Source organism: Bacillus sp. FSL W8-0519, from assembly GCF_038005585.1.
GTDB classification, from domain to species: domain Bacteria; phylum Bacillota; class Bacilli; order Bacillales; family Bacillaceae_G; genus Bacillus_A; species Bacillus_A paranthracis.
On record NZ_JBBOTL010000001.1, the window covers coordinates 1737571 to 1763942 of the forward strand.

The following is a 26372-nucleotide window of genomic DNA, read 5'->3' on the forward strand; positions in this document are numbered from 1 at the left end:
AGAATTAACACTACTTTATGTAGTGTTTTGGGAGGAAGAAAAGTGAAGAAACTAATTGCTATTATACTAGCCGGAGCACTAATTTGGGCCGGAGTTAATTTTTATAATGCAAAGAAAGAAGAAAAAGAAAGAAAAGCGAAACAAGCGGAATTACAGAAAACAGAAGTATTACCACAAGTAGGATTTAAAGCACCAGACATAACATTAAAAGGATTAGACGGGAAGCTGTATTCGTTAAATGATGCAAAAGGTAAACCATATCTTATTAATTTTTGGGCATCATGGTGTGGTCCATGTGAAATGGAGGCACCTGACTTAGTTCGTATGTATGATAAATATAAAAAGGATGTTGAAATCTTTGCGGTAAATGCAACAATAGGAGATCCAGTGCAAGAAGCGAGCGCTTTTGCGGATCGTCACGGATTTAAGTTTCCTGTTTTACTAGATATGGACGGAGTAGCCGGATTAGATTATAAAGTGTTTTCTTTACCAACGACATTTTTTGTTAATAAAGATGGAATTATCGTAGAGCAAGTACGAGGCGTACTACCTCCAGATCAATTAGAAGAGAAATTCAAGAAATTAATTGAGAGTTAAGAGGGGATTTCATAGTGATGGAGTGGATCGTGAGGTTACAACCCGTATCTCTTATAATTGGAAGTTTATTTGGATTTATGTTGATGAAACGAAAGATGAAGAACGAAAGTGTACCATATGAAAAAATGATGGATGCAGTAACAAATGCTTTTCTTATCATCGTATTTGTATGGAAATTTGCACCGGCAATTTTAAATCCAGTATGGGCTATTAGGTCGCCACTGCAAGCATTATTAGCTATAGGAAGTACGAAACATATTGTAGTAGGATGCATAATTGCAAGTGTATACATTGTTTCGAAAAGTAAAAAGGGGCAATTTTCGCTTCGTACTTTACTTGATGCATTACCTATTGCGCTATGTATGAGTATTATTTTTTATTTTCTATTCCACCAAAAAGTAGGAGTACAAACGACATTGCCTTGGGGAATGAAAATATATGAATCTAAATTTTTATATCACCCTATTTTCGCATACGAGATCATACTTGCCCTTTGCATAATGGGCTTGTTATGGATGAAAAATGAAAGGCTTGGAAATGGAAAGAATATAAGTGTTTTTCTAATTATTGAGGGGTTTGCTCATATTATTATTTCGCTTGTTAGTGAACAGAATTCGGTTCTATTTGGTTTATCGATGCAGCAAATACTAAGTTTTTGTGTTATGAGTTTAGGGATTTTGTTCGTGCCGAAAAGATAAAAATAGCCATGTACGGAGGAATCCGCACGTGGCTATTTTTATTACATCTATTAAAAAATCGGCGGAGTAACAGAAAATAAAACAATGGCATTTTTCTCGAATTGATTTACCCATTTATGTTTTAAATAAGCGGGTATTTTTACGCTATCACCCGTTTCTAATATGTACTCTTCTTCATTTAAATGTAATGTGATTTTCCCTTCTAATACATATGCTAATTCTTCACCTTTATGTTCTAGCACATTTTCTGACGAAGCTGTATTCGGCGGGACGGTCATAATTGCTGTTGCTAAATTTCCTGTGAAATCAGGTGATAGCATTTCATATGATAAATTATCGATAATCATTTTTTTTCGTTTATGAGAACGTACAATTAAATCGTCTGTATTTGTATCTTCAAGTAAAAAGCTAAATGTTGGAACATCAAGAGCTTTAGCGAGTACTTTTAATGTTTGGATAGAAGGGTTAGCAGATCCACGCTCAATTTGACTTAACATAGATGGTGTAATATCAGCCATCTTTGCAAGTTCTTTACTCGTTAAACCTTTTTCTTTTCTTTGTTTTTCAATTTTTTTACCAATATCTATATTTTCCATAATGAAAATCTCCTTACTAATTATTAAATTATATTTAAATAAATTAAATTAAAATTAACTAAAGTGAAAAATTTATGTTAAACTATATTAAAATTAATTTAATTATAATTTATTAAATCGTAAGCTACAAGGTGATGAGGAGGAAGAGAAATGAAGGGAATAGAGAAATTAAAAGAGGAATATCCACTATTAAATAAATTAATCGCAACAGAAGAAGTGTTTTGGGTGAATCCGAACATGGAAAAGTATGAAACGGCAATAAAAGATTCGCCACTCAGTGAAGAGAATGTAAAAGATGCGGAGGAGAGGTTAAAGCGTTTTGCATCATACATTGCGAAAGTTTTTCCTGAAACGAAAGAGACGAAAGGCATCATTGAATCACCTTTATTGAAAATCCCTTCTATGAAACAAGCTTTAGAGAAAAATTACGAGCAACCTATTTTAGGAGAATTATTATTAAAATGTGATAGCCATCTCCCAATATCAGGATCAATTAAAGCTAGAGGCGGCATTTATGAAGTGTTGAAACATGCTGAACAATTAGCTTTGCAGCATGGTATGTTAACAGAAGAAGATGATTATTCCATTTTAGATAGTGATACATGTAGAGAGTTTTTTGCAAAATACTCAATTGCTGTAGGTTCTACAGGTAATTTAGGGCTAAGCATTGGGATTATGAGTGCGAAACTAGGTTTTAACGTAACGGTTCATATGTCAGCAGACGCGAAACAATGGAAAAAAGATTTATTAAGAAGTAAAGGTGTAAATGTTATTGAATATGAAGCTGATTATAGTAAAGCTGTAGAAGAAGGAAGAAGGCAAGCAGATGCTGATCCTAGCTGTTATTTTGTAGATGATGAAAACTCGCATGATTTATTTTTAGGATACGCAGTCGCAGCCTCGCGTTTACAAAAACAATTAGACGAGTTAGAGATTGTAGTAGACGAAGAACATCCCTTATTCGTTTATCTACCATGCGGAGTAGGGGGCGGGCCTGGCGGAGTCGCATTTGGTTTAAAGTTATTGTATAAAGACAACGTACACTGTTTCTTTGCCGAGCCTACGCATTCTCCATGCATGTTACTCGGTTTAATGACAGGACTTCATGATAAAATTGCCGTTCAAGATATCGGGATTGATAATGTAACAGACGCGGACGGACTAGCGGTAGGAAGACCGTCTGGATTTGTCGGTAAAACGATAGAACCATTTTTGAGTGGAAATTACACAGTAAGTGATGAAGAGTTATATAGATTATTAAAAGAACTAGCTGATACGGAAAAGATTTATTTAGAGCCTTCTGCATTAGCTGGTATGATAGGACCAGTGAAAGTATGTGCAGAAGATGATTATTTACAAAAACAACAGTTAACAGAGAAGATGAAGAAAGGTACTCATATTGTGTGGGGAACTGGCGGTAGTATGGTTCCAGAAGATGTGATGAATGGGTATTATAAGAAAGGTTTAGAATTAATACTGTAAGGAAAATGAGGCTAGTTATAGTCTCATTTTTTCATGTACATAAAAATCTTTGTTATTTTCACATATGTTCTTTATAGTATAGATATAAAGGATTACTAAGATCGAATAAATATAACAAAAAAGCTTTATTTTACATAATAAGAGGATGTGTATACGATGTCATTACAGACTAAATATATAGCGGGTATTTCGCTTGGGGTTATGGGGGTAGGTTTTGCGGCTTCTATTCCTTTTCAAGGGTCGGTAGCTGGTGAGATTATTCAAGGTGGATTTGAAGCTGGGTTAGTCGGCGGGCTTGCAGATTGGTTCGCAGTTACAGCATTATTCCGTCACCCGATGGGAATTCCAATTCCGCATACAGCTTTGTTACCGAAAAACCGTAAACGAGTAACGAAAGGGCTCATCAATACGTTAGAAAATGAGTGGCTAACGAAAGAAAGTATTACGAATAAAGTAAAAGAAATGCAATTAGCACAAATGGTGCTGCAAATTGCAGAGAGAGAAATGCAGTCTGATGCTGTGAAAAAAGGGATTGTAACGATTGCGGAGAAAGCGATTGTTTCAATAGATACGGAAAAATTAGCGGTTATTATTGAAAAAGAATTAAAAACATATTTGCACACAATGAATACAAGTAACATTTTACAAGTGCTTGTTGATCAATTAGTTGTGCAAGAATATGATGAAAAGACACTTGATTACATATTAGTAAAAGTGAAAGACTGGACAGCGCAAGATGAAGCGCGTTACCAACTCGGAAGCTTAGGTATGAAGGCGATGGAAAATATAAAAGTAGATGGATTCTTGCAGTTTACTTTGAAATCATTTATGAATATTGTAGATGAAGATAAAATTGGCGGTATTTTGCAGAAGTTTATTATTAGTAATATTAGCAGCTTACAAGATGCTGATAATAGCACGAGACAACTTATATTAGCGAAAATTCGTCAAGAAATTATAAATGTAAAAGAAAATGAAGCGTTGCTACAGGAATTAGAAAAATGGAAAGAAAAGTGGATTGCCAATTGGAACGCTACTGACAAAATTAAAGAGATGCTGGAACAAGTGCAGCAAAAAGCAGTTGTCTTTGTAAACAATGAAGAATTTGCGGATAAGTATGTTATTCCATTTTTACAAAAACAAATGAATAAAATAAAAGATGACGAAGTGACTGTTCAAAAAATAGAAGATTGGTTACAAAAACAAGTTGTGAAGCTTGTTGAGAATAACCATTCGAAAATCGGAAAGCTTGTGCAAGAAAATCTTGATAAGTTAGATGATAAAACGTTAATTGAAATGATTGAAAATAACGTCGGTAAAGATTTGCAATGGATCCGAGTAAACGGAGCTGTTTGCGGATTTATGATTGGCTTAGTGTTAGAGGGAATTAAAGCGATTATATGAGAAAAACCTTCCGCAATTGCGGAAGGTTTTTTTATTTTTCAATAACGCTCATATTTAAATTGTAAGCTTTCTCAATATTTAACTTGTACGTTCCATTTCCAGTTTTAATCGAATTTTTATACCAATGTTCTTGCCCGTTGAATTCTGGATTTTCTTCTGAAGAATTATTTTCTTTTTTCGTTAAATTTTCTACTTGTTCCCAAGGTGTATTTCCGATAGCTTCTTTTTGGTTTGTTACTGCTGTTAGAGAGATGTCACTTTCTTTTATTAAATGAACAGATACACCTGAGCTTTCTTGTACAAACCAATTGTTTTGTAATTGACCTGGATAAAGAGAAAGATCGCGATTAGAAGCACGAATTTCTACATGTTTCGTTTGCGGTAGTACAAGTGTCGGCTTTACGCGTGGTTCATGACCAAACAGTCTTTGATGAAACGGTAACGACTTTAATGTTATATACATTGTTTCTCCGGTCGTTTGAACTGAAAGAAAATCTTCTTGTTTTAAATTTGGTTTTTCATTTCCTTTTGTTGTCATTTCATATGTTCCAAGAAGGCTAACTTCATTTGAGTTTCTTCCGTCTATCGTTAGAGGATGGTTGTCTGTACCTGCATCTACGACAATTTTATTGATAGATTCAGGAATGCTAAGTTTGCTTTCTGGAATCGTGTTCGTTTGTCTAGTTGTATGAATGGCGTAGCGAACTTCTTCTAGCAATCCAGTTGATAATAAACAGTAAAAAGCAATGCCAACACTTCCTAAAACACCGATAAAGAAAATACTAAAAATATCATATTTAATAAATGATTGTTCCTTCTTAGAAAATAGTAGGTAAAGTAAAATTTCCACGCCAAGTATAATAAGTAAAACAGGCCACCATGCGGTTAAGGAATCTAATACCTCAGTACCTTTTATAACTGAAAATAGTAAGAAGCAACCTAATGCAATAATAGAAAGCCCCATTGAAAATGTTCCAACGCGCCATGTTCTCATTCTTTTGTACCACCTTTATTTTCTTTATTTCCAAGTAATAATTTAAAGCCGCCACCAATTAAGAGGAGTGCAACGATAGATGTTTGGAAATAGCGATAATACAGCTCGCTAAGATGAATGTTAAATATACTTGCGAAGTAATCATTCAAAATAGGAAGGACTGTTTGATCTAATAAATAATAACCACCGAGTGCAATTAACCCGATACCGATCCATCTTTGATGATTGATAAAATAATCAATGATAGGTTCGTCATTTACACGTTCTTTCCCATACTTTGCAGTTTGTTGTAAAGCGTCAAAAAAGCTATAGAACCAAATGATGGGTACTAAAAATAAAAACGCTGAAAGTCTTAATAAATCGAGCAAATATATTGAAAGTAAAAAGGCTGCCATAAGCTGAAGACCACGGCGCTGTAAGCCTAAATACATATGTCCTGCTCCAGGAAACATCGCTAAAATAGAAGCGAAAGTTTTACTTTTTTTTCCTTGTTCACGGTGCTCTTCAAAATCTTCGAAAATGGTACGATCAATTAATTGCTCACCACGTTCTTTTTTCTGGAGTTGCTGAACAACATCGAAGAAATTATAAATCCATAAAACAGGTAACGTCACGAGAAAGATAAGAAAACTTTCTTGAGATGTTAAAAGAGCAACGAAAATGATCATACTTCCGATTCCTGTACAAGCTACTAAAAATGTAAGGCCACGTTGCATAAGTCCTAATTGAAAATGACCAAGTCCAGGGATGATGGAAAGAAGAATGATATAAAATCGTTCGCTCTCTTTAGAGGACTCTGTCAATTCTCCGGTTGCTTGTTTTTTCGATTGGTTAATAATTGTGATAACTAAATCTAGTAAGTTGACCACCCATAACACGGCTAGTAAAAATAGAGAAAGAAAAGCAAGTTCGCGCGCTATTAATTCTACTACGCAAAAAACTGCAATGGAAAATAGTAATAAAGCTCCTCCACCATATAAAATAAACCGTCCAAACTTCTTTAAATATAAATGTCCAAGCCCAGGAATTAGCCCTAATACAAGTGCTAAAAAGGGATTTTTATTCATGCTTTGAACCTCCGTCCTTTTTTGATGTGTCTACCGATTTGTTTACAATTTGTTGTGAGATAGAAGACTCGTTATGTTTTGAAGATTTCTCGAAATTTGATGTCGCTGTGAAAATATATTGGAATAAACCACTTACCATAAAAATAATTGTAGCCGCAGTCGCAATTATGTAGTGAACGATGGTGCGCTTTAGTGAGTTTGTTTTTATATTTTCATTAGGTTGTAGCGTTTCAAAATTAATTTGCGTCATAACTTCGTTCGTAAATGAATCATCATTTATCATTGGAAGGTTTTCCTGTTGTTCATCAATACTTTCCATATAAAGTGCTAAACAATGATCACATTCATAAAGATGTTCTTCCATAGATTCACGTTCATTGCTTTCTATAACATTTAATGTATAATTGCGCCAATCTTCTTTTGAATAATGCATCATAGAAACTCTTCCTCCTTCCAATGTTTTTTAATCCACTTTCTTGCCCGATACAGTTTCATTTCGACTGTTTTCACTTCGATGTTTTCCTGTAAAGCAATTTCTTGATAGCTTTTTTCTTCTAAGTAATGTGCGAGAACGACGTCACGGTAATTATCGGGAAGTTCTCTCAGTTTTTGAGCAATGAGTAATTTCTGCTCTTTCGTCAATAATAAAGCCTCAATATTATGAGAGGATTTTATATTTTCCTCAGTTTCTTTACATAAAGAGAGTTCTTCGTTTTCTCTAGCTTTCTTTCTCTTATAATCAATAGCGTGATTGGTGGCAATACGCGCCATCCACGTTTTTAATCCGCGAAATTGATAATTTGGGAGAGAGGCGTGAATTTTTACGAATACTTCTTGTGTAACATCTTTCGCATCTTCTTCATGTCTTAAAATAGAAAAGATAACTTGAAAAATATAATGACGATATGTTTGCACAAGGATACGAAAAGCATGTTCGCTTCCTTGCTGTGCTTTTTCAATTAATTGTTTTTCCTCAATGGGTCTCTCCCTCCTTTTTGACGCATTCTATTATATAGACGTAAAGAACGATAAGTCACCCTACACATGTTGTAAAAAAAGAATAATATATTTTTAGGAAGGGGGCTAGATGAAAAAAGGTGTGAAAAAATGGTAAAGAGAAGTATATAATGAGCAAGTAAGAAATGTTACGGGAAGAAAGGATGTGAATGTTAGTAGGGGAAGATCCATACTAACAAACATGAAAATTAAAATATTAATAGCAGATGATAACTCTTTTATAAGAGAAGGTATGAAAATTATTTTAAATACATATGAAGAGTTCGAAGTAGTAGATACAGTAAATGATGGGAAAGAAGCAGTGGAATATTGCAAAAAGAACGACGTTGATATCGCTCTATTAGATGTTCGCATGCCAAATATGAACGGGGTAGAGGCGACGAAATTCATTTGTGAAGAGACGAAAACGAAGCCGCTTATTTTAACGACGTTTGATGACGATGAATATATTTTGGATGCAGTAAAAAACGGAGCAAAAGGTTATTTATTAAAAAATAATGATCCAGAGCGTATTCGAGATGCGATTAAAGGAGTATATAACGGTCAAACCGTTATGCAAGATGTAGTTCTCGATAAAATTAAGTCTAATTTAATGGAAAGTAAAGAGGAAGAATGTAAAATAGATAAAAGTCTTTTTACTGAAAGAGAGCTGAGTATTATCGCATTAATTGCAAAAGGCTTTTCGAATAAAGAAATCTCGAAGCAACTTTTCATATCAGAAGGAACAATTGCAAATTATATTACGTCAGTTTTAGGGAAAACTGGACTGGAACATCGTACACAAATCGCGATTTATTATTTAACAGGGAAAGTAGATTAAAGATATGGAATTTTGGTTAATTGTAAGTAAATTAATTGTCTTTATATATATTGTGTTTAGTTACATGTATTTAAATGTTGCGAACTTACCATGGATTATACTTACTTTGCTTTTATATCTTTCTGTAAACGTGCTGATTTCTATATGTAAAAAAGATACGTACAAAAACATATTAACTTCTGTATCGATTGGCTTAGTTATGTTATTTACATGGAAGATTCATTCGTTCTTTATATTGTTTTTACCACTGAACTCATATGAAGTTATATTCCGTTATATAGAGAAGAAATGGCAGCTATTTATCATTATGATGATTCCTATTATCTTTACAAATGAAAGTATTAGAATGACATATGGATTAATTGTTGCATTTTCCTTTCTCGTATTAACTATGGCAGAACGGTATATATCGCGCGTATTAAAGCTTGAATCACAAAATGATCAGATGCGAAAAGATATGCAGCGGCTGACGAAAAGCTTAAATGAAAATAAAGAGTATATAAGACAATCAGAGTACACATTTAAGTTAGAAGAGAGAAACCGGTTATCACAGGAAATTCATGATAAAATTGGCCACTCGATGACAGGGGCACTCATTCAAATGGAAGCAGCAAAGAGGTTAATGGAGATAGATAAAGAAAAATCAGCTGAGTTATTACAAAATGCAATACATATTTCAAAAGATGGTATTGAAAGCATTCGGATTACATTAAAAAATATGAAGCCACCAACTGAGCAAATTGGCATTCATCGTATGAAATTATTCATAGAGGAATTTGCCGGCAAGCATGATATAAATATTCCTTTCGTATATAAAGGGAATTTAGATATGATTTCACCGATTCAGTGGAAGATTATCGGTGAAAATGTTACAGAGGCATTAACAAATGCGATGAAATATGCTGATGCGACAGTCATTTCAATCGATATTCATGTACTTAACAAGATGGTGAAAGTGCAAGTGAAGGATAATGGAAAAGGTGCAACACTTGTTAAAAAAGGTCTCGGGATTATGGGGATGGAGGAACGAACGGCGTCTGTAAATGGTAAAATTATTGTAGATGGAACAAGTGGTTTTTCAGTAACAATGTTGCTACCGATATGAGGATGAATCATCTCATATGAAAAAAGTGAATAATCTCATGTGAAAAGAATGAACTTCTGCACTGAGCAGGTTCATTCTTTTTGTTTATACTAAAAGCAGAGAAACCGAAATAGGGGTGAAACGATGAATACTTTAGAAATTAAAAATTTAACGAAAAAATTTGGTGATTTCATCGCAGTTGATAATATGTCTTTATCTATTAAAGAAGGAGAAATATTTGGCTTTTTAGGATCGAATGGTGCTGGTAAGAGTACGACAATCAACATGATTGCTGGTTTGTTAAGAAGTAATGAAGGTGAAATTAGCATACTAGGAAAAAATATAAAGAAACATAATCGATTTGCGAAGATGAATATCGGTATCGTTCCGCAAGATATTGCAATTTATGAAGAGTTAACAGCTTATGAAAATGTGAAATTCTTTGCTGGATTGTACGGATTACGAGGAGCTGAATTAAAAGCTAGGGTCGAGGAAGCTCTTCAATTTGTAGGACTTAGTGATAAACAGAAAAGCTATCCAAAGAACTTTTCTGGTGGGATGAAGCGAAGACTGAATATCGCTTGTGCAATTGCTCATAGACCGAAGTTAATTATTATGGATGAGCCGACAGTTGGAATTGATCCACAGTCAAGAAATTATATCCTGCAGTCTGTTCGGAAATTAAACGAAATGGGAAGTACGATTATTTATACGAGTCACTATATGGAAGAGGTAGAAGAGATTTGTACGAAAATAGCGATAGTAGATCACGGTAAAGTGATTGCAGAAGGAACGAAAGAGCAGTTAAAAGCGATTATTACTGATACGAAAGATATTTGGATTGAAGTGAAATCGGTAGAGAATTTAGATGTAGAAAAATTAAAAGAGATAAACGGTGTGAAAGCTGTTCAAATTGAAGAGAACGTAATTAAAGTAAATTCTGATGCAGGATTAAATAATTTAAATAAAATTGTTCAGCACTTCATCAACCATGACATTGAAATCCGTTCGTTAGAGGAGCAGGCTCCTAACTTAGAAACGGTATTCCTTACGTTAACTGGAAGAAATTTACGAGATAAATAAAGAGTAAATGAAGAAAAGGTAAAGGGAGGTTCATCAATTGAACATCTTCAATATTGCAATTATGCATATGAAAAGAGATTTCAGAGACGTAAGAACTTTAGTTTTTATGTTAGCTTTTCCGATTGTGCTTATGCTTGTGTTAGGTACAGCATTAAGTAATGCGTTTAATAGTGATAGTCATTCAATTAAAGATATACGGGTGCTATATAAAGATGAAGCGAGTAGCACGTTTTCTCAAGCATTTGAAGCATTTGCGAAAGAAGTTGATAAATCGGGGATTCATTTTAAAAAAGCTTCTGAAGGTATAGATGGGAAGGAAGCAGTGAAGCAAAATAAATATGCTGCTTATGTAGAATTAAATAAAGATGGTGCAAAAACTTACGGAAGTGACAAAAGTAGTATTGAGGGAAGTATTGTGGAAGGCATGCTTACAACATTTGTTGATAAGTACAATGTAGCAGCCGAAGTTGCAAAAGTTGATCCTAGTAAGGTGAGCGCAGTTATTTCAAATGGAAATCATAATGATTATATAAAAGAAACATCTTTACAAGCTGCGAATAAACCGGGTTCTATGGATTACTATGCGGTTGTAATGACGACGATGATTGCGCTGTATGCTGCGATGGGAGCAAGTTTTCTAATTCGAGGCGAACGAATACGTAAAACAGGAGATCGCCTTATTGCTGCACCTATAAGTAAGGCTGAAATCTTCATTGGGAAAGTGCTTGGTAGTCTAGTAGCAAATGCCCTGTGCATATTACTCGTTATGTTATTTAGTAAATTTGTCTTTCAAGCGAATTGGGGAGATCACCTTGGAATCATATTTCTTATTTTATTAACAGAAGTCTTTCTAGCAATTAGCTTCGGTTTAGGGATTGGATATATTACAAAAACACCTGAATCGTCTAGAGCAATTATTATGGTGGTAGTGCAACTAGCTTCTATTTTTGGCGGTGCATATTTCGTAATAGAAGAAAATTTCGTTACGAATTTATCACCATTAACGTGGGCAAATACAGCTGTTATGAAAATTATTTATGCGAATGATGTAGGGGCAGCACTACCAGTCATTTCTTTAAATATTGGAATATCAGCACTCTTTTTATTAATTGCAATTATTGCATTACGTAGACGGGAGGGGCTATAGTATGAAGGATATTTTATGGCTCATACAAAAAACGTTATCTGTACTTTTGAAAAATAAAAAAGGGTTATTGATTATTATTAGTTTGCCAATAATCGGGACGCTCATCTCTTTTTCGATATACGGAAATGCAGGGCAAGGAACGTTAAATATCGGGATTGTAAATAAAGAAAATGAGCCGATAGCAAACGATACGATAAAGTTTTTAGAAGGATTAAATCATGTGAATGTGAGTAAGGTTAAGGAGTCTGAAATAGAAGATAAACTCACTTCTAAAAAACTTGATGGAGTTATTACATTAGCTTCTGGTTTTTCAAAAAGCGTTCGAGAAGGGAAACCAGATCATATTGAAATTGCATCGATTAAAGGTGATCAAGTAACAGGATTTATAAAATCATATTTATACAATTATATTGATAATGTAGCAGCTATTAGTAAAGTAGCAGGAACAGATCAAAGTGCATTTGATAAGATGTACGCAGGGTATCAAAAAAGTTCATTTAAAATGAAAACGGAGACGCTAGAAGATACTTCGAAAAATAAAGATATGACAAATCAAACGATGGGTTATCTTATTATGTTTATGTTGTTTTCAGCAGTGAACTTATCAGGATTTATTTTAAAAGAAAAAGAGAATAGAACGTACTTTAGATTATTATCAACACCAATTGATGGAAAGAAATTTATATTGTCCAATGTGGCAGTAAATATGATGATATTAACATTGCAAATTGTCATTGCAGTACTATTTCTGACGAATGTTTTTCATACAAATATTAATATGCCTTTCATAGTAATGATTGGTGTGCTTATGATATTCGCTTTAATTGCAATTGGTTTATCATTAGTCATTGTGTCTTTTTCAAAAAGTTCAGCTGCTTCAAATGCAATGCAAAATTTAGTGATAGTACCAACATGTTTGCTTGCTGGATGTTATTTCCCGTACGACATTATGCCAAATGCAGTACAAAAAGTAGCTAATTTTCTTCCGCAGCGTTGGTTATTAGATACGATAGCAAAATTACAACAAGGAATTCCATTCTCTGAGTTGTATTTAAACATATTAATTTTATTCGCTTTTGCGATTGCGTTCTTCTTAATTGCCATTTATAAATTTGGAAGAAATAATGATGCGAGAAACTTTGTTTAATACAAAAAGGGTGTGATGTAAAGTGACATCCTTTTTTGTATAAAGCATGAAATCTAAATTTGAATGACAAAATAGAAAGGAGGAAAGAAAACGAGCGGAAGGAAATTAAAATGATTAAAAAAATATTGCGAGTTACTTCTATTATTATTGCTATTTTCGTTTTTATTTTAATTTGGATGCATATTGACGTTACCTTAGGAAGGAAAATGGAAGCTGGCAAAAATATGCCGACAGAGTATGCCCCTCACTATAGTGATTTTCAATTATACGTAGAAGGGAAGTCGTTTTATAAACAGCTATTTACTGACATAAGAGAAGCAAAGCAATCTATTTACACGTATTTTTTTATTTTGTCGGATGATAAAAGTAGCCATACTTTTTTAAATTTATTAAAAGAGAAGGCAAAAGAAGGAATAAACGTCTATTTATCAGTGGATCGCATTAATGATTTATCATTTGAAAGAGAGATGATAAATGAATTGCGGGAAAGTGGTGTTCATTTTACGTATAGTAGAAAACCTGAATTACCATTCGGATTTTATTCACTTCACCATCGTAATCATCGCCGTATTACGACAATTGATGGGGAGATTGGATATACAGGTGGTTTTAATATAGGAGATGAGTACTTAGGAAAAGATAAGCGATTTGGATATTGGCGTGATTATCATGTGCGGCTTAAAGGAGAAGGAGCAAAAGATTTAGAGGAACAATTTGCTTTAGATTGGAAACGAGATACGAAAGAGGATATAAAGAGGAGCACAAATAAGGCTAGTAAAGGGAATACATTGCATACTATGGTCAGTTACAATGGACATTACGTTGCTAAAAAATATATAGAGCTAATAAAACAAGCTCAGCACTCAATTGTAATTGCAACGCCGTATTTTATAGCGAAAAATAAAGAATCAATGAATGCTTTAATTGCAGCACAAAAGCGTGGTGTTACAGTAAAAATACTTTGGTCATATAAACCAGATCTACCTCTTATAAAAGAAGCAGCGTATCCATATATACGTCAAGCTATTAATAATGGTATTACTGTATATGGGTATAAAAAAGGAATGTTTCATGGGAAGTTAATGCTTATTGATAATGAATTAACCGTTATTGGCACAACAAACTTTACTTCGCGTAGCTTCAATATAAATGATGAAATGAACTTGTATATTCATGGTGGAACTATTGTATCAGAAGTGAACGAAGCATTAGCCCAAGATTTTCATGATTCAAAAGAAATGACGAAAGAGTTTTTTGAGAAGTTATCTTTTTGGGAGCGTTGTAAGGAGAAATTTGCGGGATGGATTGATTTTTATTTGTGATGATAAAGGAAGAAAGGGTGTCTAGAAAAGACGCCCTTTTTTGATGGGAAATAATTATTTTTCATGCACAAGCAATGAAGCATCGTCATTAATTAACGTCCCCACATGCTCACCTAAACAAATTCTTTTCATTACTCCAGGCTCATCAAAGTTAAAGACGTGTGCTGGTAAATTATAATCACGGGCAAGTAGTAAAGCGGCTTGATCCATTACTTGTATGTTTTGCCTAACTATATCGTTATAGTTTAGTTTTTTGTACATTTTTGCTGCTTTATTATGTTTTGGATCACTAGTAAAGACGCCATCTACTCCTTGTTTTGCGACTAATATTGCGTCACTATTCATTTCAATGGCCCTTTGAACACTTGGATAATCTGTCGTAACAAATGGTTGCCCGTTACCACCTCCAAAAATAACGATATACCCGTTATCTAAATGGTGGACTGCACGTAGGCGAATGTATGGTTCAGCTACAGCATTAAACGGGATGGAGGTCATAACGCGCACTTCTTTATTTGTTTTACTTGTTAAAACGCCGCGTAGCATTAAGCTGTTAATGATTGTACCTAACGTCCCGATATTGTCAGCTTCTACACGATCGATTCCCCATTCTTCAGCTAGATGACCTCTAAAAATGTTACCGCCACCGATGACGATGGATACTTCGATACCTAAATCAACAATGGATAAAATTTCGTTTGCGATATGTTCTAATCGTTTGGAGTTAAAGCTATTTCCAGTTTGATCGGCAAGTGCACCGCCGCTTAATTTAATTAAGACACGTTTATATGGTCTCATAACAATTCCCCCTATATAGATTGAAATAAAAAAGGAACAAAGGCGAATGCCTTTGTTCCTTTTTAAGAAAATGAAAAAGAAAAGAAGAAGATAGAACGAATTTTTGCACATAATTTTTCATATCATCCACTCCTTTTCATTTTGAGTTGTTTTAAGTATATATCTTTTTGATTATACGAAATAATCTGATTACTTATCAAGTTTATTTTATCGTTTTTTAACAAAATGGTGTCAATGAAAAAAAGAAGAAAAATATTTGAATTTTTTGTGACGAACTTGTAGGTTTTTGTATGATTTTGTAGGTTCGCTTATAAGATGTGTGAGTAGCTTTTATAAATTCAAATTGAAAGCGTTCGCATGAAGGGGATGAACATAAATGAAAAAATTCGGATTGGCAACACAAATTTTTGTCGCGCTTGTTTTAGGGATTGTAGTAGGGGCAGTCTTTTATGGCAATAAAACGGCGATTTCTTATATTACACCAATTGGGGATATATTTATTCACTTAATTAAAATGATTGTAGTACCGATTGTTATTTCAGCATTAATTGTTGCGGTAGCTGGTGTAGGCGATATGAAGAAGCTTGGGAAACTGGGCGGGAAGACCATTCTTTATTTCGAAATTATTACGACGATTGCTATTTTAATGGGATTACTTGCGGCAAATATATTCCAGCCGGGTACTGGCGTTGATATGAATAACTTACAGCAAAGTGATATTTCTTCTTATAAACAAACAGCAGATGCTACAGAGAAGCAAGGATTCGCTGAGACGATTGTTCATATCGTACCGAAAAACGTATTTGAATCGATTGCACAAGGTGACTTATTACCGATTATTTTCTTCTCAGTATTATTCGGTTTAGGAGTCGCAGCAATTGGGGAAAAAGGAAAGCCTGTTTTTAACTTCTTTGAAGGTGTACTCGAAGCGATGTTTTGGGTTACAAATCAAGTTATGAAATTTGCACCATTTGGTGTATTCGCATTAATTGCGGTTACGGTTGCAAAATTTGGTGTAGCAACACTACTTCCTTTAGGAAAACTAGTGCTAGCTGTATACGTAACTGTTATACTATTCGTTGTGATTGTATTAGGTATTAATGCAAGAATGGTTGGCGTAAACATTTTTACATTAATGAAAATTTTAAAAGAAGAACTTATTCTTTCATTTACGACAGCAAGTTCAGAAGCTGTTTTACCTAATATAATGAGAAAAATGGAAGAGTTCGGTTGTCCAAAGGCAGTTGCCTCTTTCGTAATTCCGACAGGTTATACATTTAACTTGACTGGATCGGCTATTTATCAAGCGTTAGCGGCATTATTTGTTGCACAAATGTACGGTGTGCACATGTCACTGACAGAGCAAATAACGTTATTATTCGTTCTCATGTTAACATCCAAAGGTATGGCGGGAGTTCCAGGTGCATCGTTCGTTGTTGTATTAGCAACGTTAGGTTCAATGGGGTTACCACTAGAAGGTATCGCGTTAATTGCGGGAATTGACCGCATTTTAGATATGATTCGCTCATCTGTCAATGTATTAGGAAATGCATTAGCGGCCATTGTTATGTCGAAGTGGGAAGGCGAATTCGATAATGAGAAAGCAAAACAATATGTAGAAACAGTCAAAGAAACAAAAGCAGCATAAGAAATCGTTAAGGAGTGAATAATCATGGCAACATTAACTGAAGTTAAAAATGGTGTTCGAATTGAAAAAGATTTTTTAGGTGAAAAAGAAGTACCAAACTATGCATACTACGGCGTACAAACAATGCGTGCAGTTGAAAACTTCCCAATTACAGGATACAAAATCCATGAAGGTTTAATTAGAGCGTTCGCAGTTGTAAAAAAAGCTGCAGCGCTTGCCAATACAGATGTAGGAAGATTGGAATTGAACAAGGGCGGCGCGATCGCAGAAGCTGCTCAAGAAATTCTCGATGGAAAATGGCATGATCATTTTATCGTAGATCCAATCCAAGGCGGAGCAGGTACTTCAATGAACATGAATGCCAATGAAGTCATTGCCAATCGTGCTCTTGAATTATTAGGAATGGAAAAGGGAGACTATCATTATATTAGTCCAAATAGTCATGTAAACATGGCGCAATCAACAAACGATGCATTCCCAACGGCGATTCATATCGCTACATTAAACGCATTAGAAGGTTTATTACAAACGATGGGTTATATGCACGATGTATTTGAATTAAAAGCAGAACAGTTCGATCATGTGATTAAAATGGGTCGTACACATTTACAAGACGCTGTGCCAATTCGCCTTGGACAAGAATTTAAAGCTTACTCTCGTGTACTTGAACGTGATATGAAACGAATTCAGCAATCACGTCAACACTTATATGAAGTGAACATGGGAGCAACTGCAGTTGGTACAGGCTTAAATGCAGACCCAGAATATATTGAAGCAGTTGTAAAACATTTAGCTGCAATTAGTGAACTACCACTAGTTGGTGCAGAAGACTTAGTAGATGCAACGCAAAATACAGATGCATACACAGAAGTATCTGCAGCACTTAAAGTATGTATGATGAATATGTCTAAAATTGCGAATGACCTTCGCTTAATGGCATCAGGTCCACGTGTTGGTTTAGCAGAAATTATGTTACCGGCTCGTCAACCAGGTTCATCTATTATGCCAGGGAAAGTAAACCCTGTTATGCCAGAAGTAATTAATCAAATTGCGTTCCAAGTAATTGGTAACGATCATACAATTTGCCTTGCTTCAGAAGCAGGTCAATTAGAATTAAACGTGATGGAACCAGTACTTGTTTTCAACTTACTACAATCAATTAGCATTATGAATAACGGTTTCCGTGCCTTTACAGATAATTGCTTAAAAGGAATTGAAGCGAATGAAGATCGCTTAAAAGAGTATGTTGAGAAGAGTGTAGGAATTATTACAGCCGTGAACCCTCATATCGGTTATGAAGCAGCAGCTCGCGTTGCGAAAGAAGCAATCGCGACAGGGCAATCCGTTCGAGAACTTTGTGTGAAAAATGGTGTACTGTCACAAGAAGACTTAGAGTTAATTCTAGATCCATTCGAAATGACGCACCCAGGGATTGCAGGAGCAACTCTTTTAAAGAAAAACTAAAAGAAGAGGGGGGACAAGCCCCTCTTTTTTGTTTACAATATAGAAATGCTATATATGAATAGAGGTAGGGATGTTATGAGTAAGTTTACAGTAGCTTCTAATGGTTCATTAGAAACAACATTAAGAGGAGTAGAAGTATTATCAACACCACTTTTAAATAAAGGGGTTGCTTTCACGCAAGAAGAAAGAGAAGAATTAGGTTTAAAAGGGTTATTACCGCCAGCAGTTTTAACGTTAGAAGAACAAGCGCGCCGAGCATACGAACAATTTTGTTCTCAGCCGGATGATTTATTAAAGAATGTATACTTAACAGCGTTACATGATCGAAATGAAGTATTATTTTATCGTATTTTAACAGATCATTTACGCGAAATGTTACCAATCGTATATACACCAACTGTTGGTGTAGCGATTCAAAGATATAGTCATGAATATCGTAAACCACGTGGTGTGTATTTATCAATTAACGATCCGTCAGGTATTGAAGAAGCATTCGCCAATATCGGTGCAACAGCAGAAAATATTGATTTAGTCGTTGTTACAGATGGAGAAGGCATACTTGGAATTGGTGACTGGGGCGTTGGTGGTATTAACATCGCAATCGGAAAATTAGCTGTTTATACAGCGGCAGTTGGAATCGATCCTAGCCGCGTATTACCGGTAATTTTAGACGTAGGTACAAATCGTGAAGAATTATTAGACAATCCATTTTATATTGGAAATCGTCACCCTCGTATAACAGGTGAAGCTTACGATGAATTTATTGATACATTTGTACAAGCGGTAAATAAGCAATTCCCGAAAGCGCTTTTACATTGGGAAGACTTTAGTTCTCGAAATGCACGAAAAATTTTAGATAAATATCGTCATGATATTTGTACGTTTAATGATGATATTCAAGGAACAGGTGCAGTTTCACTTGCTGCTGTATTATCTGCAGTGAAAGCTTCTGGTGTACCGCTAAGTGAACACCGCGTTGTTGTGTTTGGTGCTGGTACGGCTGGAATCGGTATCGCAGATCAAGTTAGAGATGCGATGGTCCGCGTAGGCGTATCAGAAGAAGAATCATATAAGCGTTTCTGGTGTATAGATCGTAACGGATTAGTTACAGATAATATGGAAGATCTTCTTGATTTCCAAATTCCGTATGCAAGAAAAGAAGCGGAAGTAAGTGAGTGGAAACAAAATGGTGTGATTGGACTTGCTGAAGTTGTGAAACATGTGAAACCGACAATTTTAATCGGTACATCAACCGTTGCTGGTGCATTTAAAGAAGAAATTATTAAAGAAATGGCTTCTCACGTAGAAAGACCAATCATTTTACCGATGTCGAATCCGACGCCACTTGCTGAAGCAAAACCAGCCGATTTAATCGAGTGGACAGAAGGGAGAGCATTAGTTGCAACAGGAAGTCCATTTGAACCAGTTACATATAACGGTGTAACGTATGTGATTGGACAATCAAATAATGCACTTATTTTCCCAGGACTTGGTCTTGGTACAATTGTCGTACGTGCAAGCGTTATGACGGATGGAATGTTCGCAGCAGCAGCTGAAGCAGTTGCAAGTATGGTTGATACAAGTCAGCCAGGAGCACCTATTTTGCCAGAAGTTGAAGAGCTACGTAATATCTCGGAAATGGTAGCAATTGAAGTAGCGAAAGTTGCCGTTGCGGAAGGTGTTGCGAGAGAGAACTTAAGTGATAACGATATCAAGATTGCAGTGAAAGAAGCAATCTGGGAGCCTGAGTATCGCCAAATAAAAGCGGTAGAAAAGGTTAGAATATAGAAATAAAGCCCGTTTATAATATAAGCGGGCTTTCACTTTTATTACTGAAAAAAGAGTATAGGAAGTGGCACCTTTGAATTGGAATCAATTATGGAAGAAAGATATATCTCTTTTAATTATATTAATGGTTGTTGTTCCGATTGCTGGAGAGCTTAATTTTCATCCTTTTAATGATACGTTTCGTGTTAGCTTTGGGACACCGTTATTCTTCTTTTTATTACTATTTTTAAGAAGAATACCAGCAGCTGCTGCGGGTATTCTTGTCGGTATATGTGTAGTCTTATTCCGCGTATGCCTTGACTGGGTCATGCAAGGCTCATTTCATATGACAGAATCATTTTATTTGCGTTATCCTGTGTTCTTTTATTATTTTATTTATGGAAGTCTTTTTTCACTTTGTAGGGTGAATAAGTTTCATCAGAAGCCAATTGTTATTGGATGTCTTGGAATTTCAATTGAAATTGTTGCAAGTATGTCGGAACTTGCGTTTTATCACATGTTAGTACTAGGTACAACAATAACAATTTCTGAAGTAAATAAACTCATCATTATTGCTATTTTCCGTAGCTTCTTTGCACTTGGCTTTTTAAATATGATGAATTTATATGAAACGAAATTAAAAGAATCACAAGTTCGAAAAGAAAATGAAAAAATGTTCATGCACCTTTCAAATTTATATGTAGAATCTGTTCATTTGAAAAAAACGTTACAAAATGCAGAATTAATTACACAAGAAGCGTATCAATTATATCGGAATTTACAAGCGAATGATGATTCCAGCAGTAAAACAGCATTGAAAATAGCAGGAGAAGTGCACGAAATAAAAAAGGATAATCAAAGGATTTTTGCAGGATTATCTAAACTGTTATTAGATAAAAATGTGGCTGAGTATGTAGAAGGTCATGAGCTTACAGAAATGATTGTAAGAATAAATGAAAAGTATGCTGAAATGTTAGAGAAAGATATACGTTTTTCTAAACATATAGAAGGTGAACACGCTGCATATCACGTGTATACGGTGCTATCAATTTTTAATAACTTAGTTGCGAATGCAGTTGAAGCAATTGAAGATAGAGGCCTCATTCGTATTAAGTTATATAAACGAGAAAAAAATGTAATCTTTGAAGTAATTGACGATGGCCCAGGTATCGCACAAAAGTATAAGAAATTAGTATTTAAGCCCGGGTTTACTTCAAAGTATGATCAAACAGGAACACCGTCCACAGGTATTGGACTTTCTTACATAGATGAAATGGTAACAGAGCTCGGCGGAGAAGTAAGGTTAGAAGACAATGAAAATGGGAACGGGTGTAAGTTTATCGTTTGTTTACCGGAGTGCAGTTTAAAGCGGGAAGGGGAATAGGTTTGTTTTATTATATTGTAGATGATGATGAAGTTTTCCGTTCGATGCTTTCGCAAATTATTGAGGATGGCGATCTTGGGGAAGTAATTGGAGAATCGGAAGATGGAGCGTTTATTGAAGCAGAACAGTTAAATTATAAAAAAGTGGACATTTTATTTATTGATTTACTAATGCCGATGAGAGACGGCATTGAAACAGTTCGCCATATAGCATCTTCATTTACTGGGAAAATTATTATGATTTCCCAAGTTGAATCGAAACAGCTCATTGGTGAGGCATATACACTTGGTGTGGAATATTATATTACAAAACCACTAAACAAAATAGAAGTAGTATCTGTTGTACGAAAAGTGATAGAACGTATTCGTTTGGAACGTTCTATATATGACATTCAAAAATCATTGAATAATGTGTTTCAGTGGGAAAAGCAGCAAATGCGTAGTGAAACAGTGCAAGAAGGGAAAAAGATATCAGATTCAGGACGCTTCTTACTATCAGAACTCGGTATTGCGGGAGAGAACGGAAGTAAAGATTTACTTAGTATGCTGGAATATTTATATGGACAAGAAAAGGCGCAAACATTTGAGTTTGGATTTCCTGCTTTAAAAGATATCTTTTACCAAATAACAGTAAAAAAATTAGGGGAACTAGCTTCAGAAGCAGATATAGAGAAGGAGAGAAAAGCATCTGAACAACGTGTAAGAAGAGCAATTTATCAATCATTAAACCATTTAGCTTCTCTTGGACTAACAGACTTTTCAAATCCGAAATTTGAAAGTTATGCTCCGAAGTTTTTTGATTTCACTGTAGTTAGAAAACGGATGACAGAAATGACAAAGGATGGGGTAGCGACTTCTGGCCATATACGAATTAATACGAAAAAATTTATTCAAGTGTTGTATTTTGAGGCGAAACGACTGATGGAGATAGAGTGAAAAGGTGCTTATAAATAAGCATCTTTTTTTGTTAAATCAACATTTTATATTTTCTCGTGAAGCATGTAAAATGTTAAGTAAGAGAAAATGGTTTTACATTAAGGAAGTGTCAAAACAATGAGTTTTACATTAAATAAATCGATTATTAAAGAAGTATGTGGAGAAACCTCATATAAAAGAGGCGAAGCTTATTATAAATCAAATAAAGTAATCGTGAATTACTATGATGAAACGAAAGAAATTTGTGAGGCGACGGTAAAAGGGAACGAGGATTTTCATGTTACGGTAGAAAAAGCTAAGAAAGGTGATGTTGTTGCGAGATGTAGTTGTCCTTCGTTAGCGTCTTTCCAAACGTACTGTCAACATGTAGCAGCTGTATTGATACAAATAAATTATAACCAGCAAACGGGTGGAATGGGCTCTATTAGTAGCAGAAATGATCAATTAACAAACGGGATGTTTCAGTTGTTTGCAGATAAACCACTGAGGCCAAAAAGTAAACAACATCGGTTTGATACACGTGAAATATTAGATGTTGCGTTTATATGTTCACCGGTAGCGACGAAAAGCGGTGGGGCTCTTCTTGGAATTCAGTTAAAACTTGCCAAAACATATTTTATAAATCATATTAGAGAATTTCTTTCTAAAGTGGAGAAGAGAGAGACTTTTCATTGTTCCAATGAATTTACATATACGCCAGATGTACACAGTTTTAAACAAGAAACAGACGCGATTATACAACAACTCATTAAAATATATCATAACGAAAAAATGTATGAAGATGCACTAGAAGTACATGCGAAACAAGATAAAAGCATGATATTTATACCGCCAGCTTCGTGGAATGATATGCTCTCTGCACTTTCTAGAGCCGAGTATGTACAGCTGAAACAAAATGAGCAACTGTTTCAGGGATTACACATTTCAAAAGGGTTATTGCCATTACATTTTGAGTTTACGAAAGGGAATAATGGCGGGTTTACCCTTCATATAGACGGTCTAAATCGTGTTCGAGTTATGGAGATGTATAACAACGCTCTTTACGATGGGAAATTATATCATTTACCCATGGAAGATTGTATGCGACTTATTGAATTGCAAAAGATGATGAGTCGCTCAAATAGCAATCAATTTTATATTCCTGAAAATAAGATGGAACATTTCGTAGCGAAAGTTGTGCCTGGATTAATGAAACTTGGAACAGTGCGCATTGATGAAGTCATATCCGATCGTGTTGAAACGCCATCGTTAAAAGCAAAGCTATATTTAGATCGTGTGAAAAATCGTTTGCTAGCAGGTCTTGAATTTCATTATGGAAACGTCGTGATTAATCCGCTAGAAGAAGACGGGCAACCTTCTGTTTTTAATCGTGATGAGAAAAAGGAAAAAGAGATTTTAGACATTATGAGTGAAAGTGCCTTTGCGAAAACAGAAGGCGGTTACTTTATGCATAATGAAGAAGCTGAGTATAACTTTTTATATCACATCGTTCCAACGTTAAAAGGTTTAGTTGATATTTACGCGACAACAGCAATTAAATTACGCATTCATAAAGGTGATACCGCACCTCTTATTAGAGTGAGAAGAAAAGAAAGAATTGATTGGTTATCATTTCGTTTTGATATAAAAGGAATACCAGAAGCTGAAATTAAAGGTGTATTAGCGGCTCTTGAGGAGAAACGTAAATATTACCGATTAGCGAATGGTTCTCTATTATCACTAGAGAGCAAAGAGTTTAATGAAATTAATCAGTTTGTAAAAGAATCAGGTATTCGAAAAGAATTTTTACATGGGGAAGAAGTGAATGTTCCGCTTATTCGGAGTGTAAAATGGATGAACGGACTTCATGAAGGTAATGTTTTAAGTTTAGATGAGTCTGTTCAAGATTTAGTTGAAAGCATTCAAAACCCGAAAAAATTAAAATTTACAGTGCCACAAACTTTACATGCTGTAATGAGAGAGTATCAAGTATACGGGTTCGAATGGATGAAAACACTTGCCTATTACCGTTTTGGCGGTATTTTAGCAGACGATATGGGACTTGGAAAAACGCTGCAAAGTATTGCTTATATAGATTCTGTTTTGCCTGAAATTCGAGAGAAGAAGCTGCCTATATTAGTCGTTTCACCGTCCTCGCTTATTTATAATTGGTTTAGTGAATTGAAAAAATTCGCTCCACATATTAGAGCAGTTATTGCAGATGGAAATCAGACAGAACGGCGAAAAATTTTAAAAGATGTAGCAGAATTTGATGTCGTAATTACGTCATATCCATTACTAAGAAGAGATATAAGGTCGTATGCGAGGCCGTTTCATACGCTATTTCTTGATGAAGCACAGGCGTTTAAAAATCCGACAACGCAAACTGCAAGAGCAGTGAAAACAATTCAAGCTGAATATCGTTTCGGACTAACAGGAACGCCTGTAGAAAATTCATTAGAAGAGCTATGGTCTATTTTCCACGTTGTATTTCCAGAATTATTACCAGGAAGAAAAGAGTTCGGTGATTTAAGGCGTGAAGATATAGCGAAGCGCGTAAAACCTTTCGTATTAAGACGATTAAAAGAAGATGTATTACAGGAGCTGCCAGATAAAATAGAGCACTTACAGTCATCGGAGTTATTACCAGACCAAAAGAGACTATATACTGCTTATTTAGCGAAATTAAGAGAAGAAACGTTAAAACATTTAGACAAAGACACGTTACGTAAAAATAAAATTAGAATTTTAGCTGGCTTAACGAGATTGAGACAAATTTGCTGTCATCCCGCTTTATTCGTTGATGATTATAAAGGGAGTTCAGCTAAATTTGAGCAACTGTTAGACATACTAGAGGAATGTAGAAGTACTGGTAAGAGAATTTTAATCTTTTCTCAATTTACAAAGATGCTGTCCATTATTGGTCGTGAATTAAATCGTCAAGCGATTCCATACTTTTATTTAGACGGAAATACACCTTCGCAAGAACGTGTAGAGCTATGTAATCGATTTAACGAAGGGGAAGGGGACCTATTTCTCATTTCTTTAAAAGCTGGTGGTACGGGGCTTAACTTAACGGGTGCCGATACGGTTATATTATACGATTTATGGTGGAATCCAGCTGTTGAACAACAAGCAGCAGATCGGGCATATCGGATGGGACAGAAAAATACGGTACAAGTTATTAAGTTAGTGGCTCACGGAACAATCGAGGAAAAAATGCATGAACTGCAAGAGAGTAAGAAAAATTTAATTGCTGAAGTGATTGAGCCGGGAGAAGAGAAATTATCATCCATCACGGAAGAAGAAATTCGAGATATTTTAATGATCTAATAAAGAAAGCTATGCCTTCAAATATATGAGGGCATAGCTTTTTCGTTGTAATAATTATATTTTGTTTTGTACAAAGTAAAGAAACTAAATGTTATTTCTTTGTACCTTTACTTTTGTATGGCTTTGCAGCTTTCTTCTTTTTTGCACTTGATTGCCAACGGTTCCACCCTTTACTTCCTGTACCTTGTCCTACACCTTTTTTCGGTTTTGCTTTCGTTTTACTCATATAATCACTCCGTTATATAAAAATCTAATTTGATAATAGTCAATGATTTAGAAAATACTCTTTATAAATGACTATGTTTGCTTTAAGGAAAACAAACTGCTTGAATGCTATAGTATATCATGAATTTGCAAGTAAACTGAAAGGAATTACAAAGAAAATGAAAATAATACGAAATACTGCGGATTCTATATTTCGAACGATTACATTAATCGTCGTATATACGTTAGTTTCAGTTAGTGAGACGTTTTTTAGAATATCTAGGCAAAAGAAGTAAAGAAGGTATATTGGAAACAATCAATAAAGCCGTAAAATAAAGAATTGAAAAATATTTTAAAACTTTTTGTTGACTTTCTTTATTTTTTGTATAGAATAATCATTAA

At 34.8% G+C, this 26372-nt stretch carries 24 protein-coding genes; 17 read left to right on the forward strand and 7 right to left on the reverse strand.

From position 1 onward, the window contains the following. The first annotated feature begins 42 nt into the window (after positions 1–42). Together NST14_RS09100 and NST14_RS09105 are read left to right on the forward strand one after the other, a co-directional pair. Positions 43–597 carry a TlpA family protein disulfide reductase gene (locus NST14_RS09100; protein ID WP_000733159.1) on the forward strand — a complete coding sequence of 185 codons (555 nt, stop codon included), beginning with the start codon at positions 43–45 and terminating at the stop codon, positions 595–597. Positions 598–614: 17 nt separating this feature from the next. After that, positions 615–1295 carry a prolipoprotein diacylglyceryl transferase family protein gene (locus NST14_RS09105; protein WP_229142977.1) on the forward strand — a complete coding sequence of 227 codons (681 nt, stop codon included), beginning with the start codon at positions 615–617 and terminating at the stop codon, positions 1293–1295. Between the two features lie 50 nt (positions 1296–1345). Here NST14_RS09105 and NST14_RS09110 read toward each other — a convergent pair whose 3' ends face one another. Further along, positions 1346–1891 (reverse strand): helix-turn-helix domain-containing protein, encoded by a 546-nt coding sequence (locus NST14_RS09110; RefSeq protein WP_000427642.1) that lies wholly within the window; start codon positions 1889–1891, stop codon positions 1346–1348. A 150-nt stretch (positions 1892–2041) separates the two neighbouring features. Between NST14_RS09110 and dsdA the strand changes: the two genes are divergently transcribed. Together dsdA and NST14_RS09120 are read left to right on the forward strand one after the other, a co-directional pair. After that, positions 2042–3373, forward strand: coding sequence for a D-serine ammonia-lyase (dsdA, locus tag NST14_RS09115; protein WP_073541815.1), 1332 nt, complete (start codon positions 2042–2044; stop codon positions 3371–3373). 156 nt (positions 3374–3529) lie between these two features. Then, positions 3530–4777, forward strand: coding sequence for a DUF445 domain-containing protein (locus tag NST14_RS09120; protein WP_000058288.1), 1248 nt, complete (start codon positions 3530–3532; stop codon positions 4775–4777). 31 nt (positions 4778–4808) lie between these two features. Here NST14_RS09120 and exsE read toward each other — a convergent pair whose 3' ends face one another. Genes exsE through NST14_RS09140 form a run of 4 tightly spaced genes read right to left on the reverse strand, consistent with a single transcriptional unit; the run spans position 4809 to position 7753 of the window. Further along, positions 4809–5771 carry an exosporium protein ExsE gene (gene exsE, locus NST14_RS09125; RefSeq protein WP_001261401.1) on the reverse strand — a complete coding sequence of 321 codons (963 nt, stop codon included), beginning with the start codon at positions 5769–5771 and terminating at the stop codon, positions 4809–4811. Further along, positions 5768–6838 carry a hypothetical protein gene (locus NST14_RS09130; protein ID WP_001039082.1) on the reverse strand — a complete coding sequence of 357 codons (1071 nt, stop codon included), beginning with the start codon at positions 6836–6838 and terminating at the stop codon, positions 5768–5770. The genes exsE and NST14_RS09130 overlap by 4 nt, the downstream gene beginning before the upstream one ends. After that, the gene (locus NST14_RS09135) at positions 6831–7274 is read right to left on the reverse strand and encodes a hypothetical protein (protein ID WP_000972367.1); all 444 of its coding nucleotides are present in this window, start codon (positions 7272–7274) and stop codon (positions 6831–6833) included. Before NST14_RS09135 ends, NST14_RS09130 begins: the two co-directional genes overlap by 8 nt. Next, positions 7271–7753, reverse strand: coding sequence for an RNA polymerase sigma factor (locus NST14_RS09140; RefSeq protein ID WP_001195469.1), 483 nt, complete (start codon positions 7751–7753; stop codon positions 7271–7273). Before NST14_RS09140 ends, NST14_RS09135 begins: the two co-directional genes overlap by 4 nt. Positions 7754–8036: 283 nt before the next feature. Here NST14_RS09140 and NST14_RS09145 point away from each other — a divergent pair, with 283 nt between their 5' ends. The 6 genes from NST14_RS09145 (at position 8037) to NST14_RS09170 (ending at position 14458) form a co-directional block, all read left to right on the forward strand. Then, the gene (locus tag NST14_RS09145) at positions 8037–8675 is read left to right on the forward strand and encodes a response regulator transcription factor (RefSeq protein ID WP_000694106.1); all 639 of its coding nucleotides are present in this window, start codon (positions 8037–8039) and stop codon (positions 8673–8675) included. 4 nt (positions 8676–8679) lie between these two features. Beyond that, the gene (locus NST14_RS09150; protein ID WP_061184838.1) at positions 8680–9780 is read left to right on the forward strand and encodes a sensor histidine kinase; all 1101 of its coding nucleotides are present in this window, start codon (positions 8680–8682) and stop codon (positions 9778–9780) included. Between the two features lie 123 nt (positions 9781–9903). Continuing rightward, on the forward strand, positions 9904–10842 hold the full coding sequence (locus NST14_RS09155; protein ID WP_001093819.1) for an ABC transporter ATP-binding protein: 939 nt from the start codon (positions 9904–9906) through the stop codon (positions 10840–10842). Between the two features lie 37 nt (positions 10843–10879). Then, positions 10880–11989 (forward strand): ABC transporter permease, encoded by a 1110-nt coding sequence (locus tag NST14_RS09160; protein ID WP_073541814.1) that lies wholly within the window; start codon positions 10880–10882, stop codon positions 11987–11989. A 1-nt stretch (position 11990) separates the two neighbouring features. Next, positions 11991–13136 carry an ABC transporter permease gene (locus NST14_RS09165; protein ID WP_000651873.1) on the forward strand — a complete coding sequence of 382 codons (1146 nt, stop codon included), beginning with the start codon at positions 11991–11993 and terminating at the stop codon, positions 13134–13136. Between the two features lie 110 nt (positions 13137–13246). Next, positions 13247–14458, forward strand: a complete 1212-nt coding sequence (locus tag NST14_RS09170) for a phospholipase D-like domain-containing protein (RefSeq protein ID WP_061184836.1) — start codon at positions 13247–13249, stop codon at positions 14456–14458. 54 nt (positions 14459–14512) lie between these two features. Here the strand turns inward: NST14_RS09170 and pyrH are convergent, their stop codons facing one another. After that, positions 14513–15256 carry a UMP kinase gene (gene pyrH, locus NST14_RS09175; RefSeq protein WP_001248049.1) on the reverse strand — a complete coding sequence of 248 codons (744 nt, stop codon included), beginning with the start codon at positions 15254–15256 and terminating at the stop codon, positions 14513–14515. A 376-nt stretch (positions 15257–15632) separates the two neighbouring features. Between pyrH and NST14_RS09180 the strand changes: the two genes are divergently transcribed. The 6 genes from NST14_RS09180 to NST14_RS09205 all read left to right on the forward strand — a co-directional run bounded on the left by NST14_RS09180 (position 15633) and on the right by NST14_RS09205 (position 25766). After that, positions 15633–16904 carry a cation:dicarboxylate symporter family transporter gene (locus tag NST14_RS09180; protein ID WP_000713289.1) on the forward strand — a complete coding sequence of 424 codons (1272 nt, stop codon included), beginning with the start codon at positions 15633–15635 and terminating at the stop codon, positions 16902–16904. A gap of 24 nt (positions 16905–16928) precedes the next feature. Continuing rightward, the gene (gene aspA, locus NST14_RS09185; RefSeq protein WP_000224205.1) at positions 16929–18368 is read left to right on the forward strand and encodes an aspartate ammonia-lyase; all 1440 of its coding nucleotides are present in this window, start codon (positions 16929–16931) and stop codon (positions 18366–18368) included. 75 nt (positions 18369–18443) lie between these two features. Beyond that, complete coding sequence (gene malS, locus NST14_RS09190; protein ID WP_002081413.1) at positions 18444–20156, forward strand: oxaloacetate-decarboxylating malate dehydrogenase; 1713 nt, start codon at positions 18444–18446, stop codon at positions 20154–20156. Between the two features lie 64 nt (positions 20157–20220). After that, the gene (locus tag NST14_RS09195) at positions 20221–21519 is read left to right on the forward strand and encodes a sensor histidine kinase (RefSeq protein WP_074542897.1); all 1299 of its coding nucleotides are present in this window, start codon (positions 20221–20223) and stop codon (positions 21517–21519) included. Between the two features lie 2 nt (positions 21520–21521). After that, on the forward strand, positions 21522–22454 hold the full coding sequence (locus NST14_RS09200; protein ID WP_229142978.1) for a response regulator: 933 nt from the start codon (positions 21522–21524) through the stop codon (positions 22452–22454). Positions 22455–22571: 117 nt separating this feature from the next. Next, entirely contained in the window at positions 22572–25766 is a 3195-nt protein-coding gene (locus tag NST14_RS09205) for an SNF2 helicase associated domain-containing protein (RefSeq protein ID WP_229142979.1), read from the forward strand. A gap of 91 nt (positions 25767–25857) precedes the next feature. Here the strand turns inward: NST14_RS09205 and NST14_RS09210 are convergent, their stop codons facing one another. Next, complete coding sequence (locus NST14_RS09210; protein WP_000047591.1) at positions 25858–25992, reverse strand: DUF3934 domain-containing protein; 135 nt, start codon at positions 25990–25992, stop codon at positions 25858–25860. 100 nt (positions 25993–26092) lie between these two features. Between NST14_RS09210 and NST14_RS09215 the strand changes: the two genes are divergently transcribed. After that, positions 26093–26266 (forward strand): hypothetical protein, encoded by a 174-nt coding sequence (locus NST14_RS09215; protein WP_033670848.1) that lies wholly within the window; start codon positions 26093–26095, stop codon positions 26264–26266. Positions 26267–26372 lie beyond the last annotated feature (106 nt).